The organism is Curtobacterium sp. Csp2 (assembly GCF_013347165.1).
On record NZ_CP054593.1, the window covers coordinates 2,836,122 to 2,838,460 of the forward strand.

At 71.1% G+C, this 2,339-nt stretch carries 2 protein-coding genes; both read left to right on the forward strand.

Annotation, left to right across the window (positions count from 1 at the left end; genetic code table 11):
* Positions 1-208: 208 nt before the first annotated feature.
* On the forward strand, positions 209-1,153 hold the full coding sequence (locus HUN59_RS13730) for a hypothetical protein (RefSeq protein WP_174778653.1): 945 nt from the start codon (positions 209-211) through the stop codon (positions 1,151-1,153).
* A 119-nt stretch (positions 1,154-1,272) separates the two neighbouring features.
* Positions 1,273-1,833: a YceI family protein gene (locus HUN59_RS13735; RefSeq protein WP_174778654.1), complete on the forward strand. Its 561-nt coding sequence runs from the start codon at positions 1,273-1,275 to the stop codon at positions 1,831-1,833.
* Positions 1,834-2,339 lie beyond the last annotated feature (506 nt).

Here is a 2,339-nt window from a genome sequence, read left to right on the forward strand (position 1 = left end):
GACGCGAGCGGGCGGAACACGCGCCCCGCGCCTCCCGTCCACCGCCTATTCCGCCCGCTCGCGTGCCGCGACCCGCACGCGTTCCCGCGCCACGCCCGCCCGCTCCCGCCCCTCGCTCCCTTCCTCCACAGCCCTCCTCGCGGCCCGACCATCCACAGTCGATCGCTCCGACGTCCCACGGCCCGTCCGGCTGAGCGACGCTGCCGGCATGGACTTCGCAGCGCACTTCCCGCACTCCCTCCGGACGCGTCCGTTCCGCGTCCGTGAGGCCCTGCACCGCGGCGTCTCGCAAGCCGTCCTGCGCTCCCGCCGCCTCGTCCGACCGTTCCACGGCACGCGGAGTTGGACAACACCCCGCTCGCACGACGAGCTCGCACGCGCCGTCGCACCACGACTACGCCGCGATCAGGCGTTCAGCCATGCGACCGCCGCCCACCTGCTCGGCATCCCGCTGCCCGTGCGGCTCGAACGCGACCGACGCGTGCACGTCACGACCATCGGGACGGATCAGGCACTGCGGGTTCGCGGGACGATCGGCCACCGCACCAGACAGGGGCGCATCCGAGTGGTGCACTCGGGCACCGCCGCCCTCGTCGCTCCCGAGGACACCTTCGTGATGCTCGCCACCGCCCTGACGGTCGACGAGCTCGTCGTCGTCGGCGACGCACTGGTCGGCTGGCTGAACTGGTGCACCGTCGACGAGCTCCGGCGAGCCCTGCGCAGACACCGAGGCGCGCGGGGCACCCGGCGCGCGAGGGCAGCCCTCGAACTCGTCCGGGTCGGGTCGCGGAGTCCCGGCGAGACCCGACTCCGACTCGCACTCGTCCGGCGAGGACTCCCAGAACCGCTCCGGAACCACGACGTCATCGAGCGCGGTCGATGGATCGCGTGCGTCGATCTCGCGTACCCGTACGCACGCGTCGCCATCGAGTACGAGAGCGACCTGCACCGCACCGACGCCCGCACCTTCCGGAAGGACCTCACCCGCGGAGAACGCCTGAAGGACGTCGACTGGTGGCTGGTACGAGCGACCGCCGACGACGTCGGCCCGCTGGTCGACGAGTTCGTCCGGCGGGTGGCTCGCCTCCTGCGGACGGGTTCGGACGGGAGGCACGACTCACGTCCGTGGCAGCGGCTCACGTCCGTCTCGTGAACAATGGTTGACGCTTCAACCAAACGGGTGCAGAATGGGCTACCATCGGGTTCGATGCAGGCGCATGTAAAAGTGTCTGCTGTTCGGGAACCGCAGACCAACGCTTCGAAGGAGTCACCATGACGCTCACCGCCTCCGCCATCCCCGGCTACCAGACCGGCACCTGGAAGATCGACCCCACGCACTCCGAGGTCACCTTCTCCGTCCGCCACCTCGCGATCAGCAAGGTCAAGGGCTCGTTCGAGCGCTTCGACGCCACGCTCGTCACGGCGGAGAACCCCCTCGACTCGACGCTCGAGGCCTCGATCGACGTCGCCAGCGTCAACACCAAGCAGCAGCAGCGCGACCAGCACCTCGCGACCGGCGACTTCTTCCTCGCTGAGGAGCACCCGCAGATGACCTTCAAGTCGACCGGCATCCGCGAGGACGGCGACGACCTGCTGATCGACGGCGAGCTCTCGCTCCGTGGCGTCACCAAGAACGTCACCCTGAAGACCGAGTTCGGCGGCGTCACCACCGACGGCTACGGCCAGGTCAAGCTCGGCGCCGAGGCGACGACCAAGATCGACCGCACCGAGTTCGGCGTGAACTGGAACGCTGCGCTCGAGGCCGGTGGCTTCACGCTCGGCAACGACGTCACCATCAACCTCGACGTGCAGTTCGTCCTCCAGGCGGCCTGAGCACCCTCGACCCCGTCCGGCTGCTGTTCGTCCGCGTGACGCTCAGCGGCTGACCAGGGCACCGAACACCTGCAGTACCCGGCGAACGGCCCGGCTCCTCCCCCACGGAGCCGGGCCGTTCGGCGTTCCCGGGCGCTGGTGCCGGCCCGGCCTGGCGTGGCGTGGCCGTCGGCATCGGCGTCGTCGGGCACGAACACGAGCAGCCGAGCGCGAGCAGCCGAGCGCGAGCGGGCGAGATGTGCGCCGCAGCGACCACCAACCCCGCCGATTCCGCCCGCTCGCCCGAGCCCGCCCGCTCACCAGACCCCATCTCGCCCGCCCGACGACGCCGATGCCGACGGCCACGCCACGCCAGGCCGGGCCGGCACCAGCGCCCGGGAACGCCGAACGGCCCGGCTCCGTGGGGGAGGAGCCGGGCCGTTCGCCGGGTACTGCAGGTGTTCGGTGCCCTGGTCAGCCGCTGAGCGTCACGCGGACGAACAGCAGCCGGACGGGGTCGAGGGTGC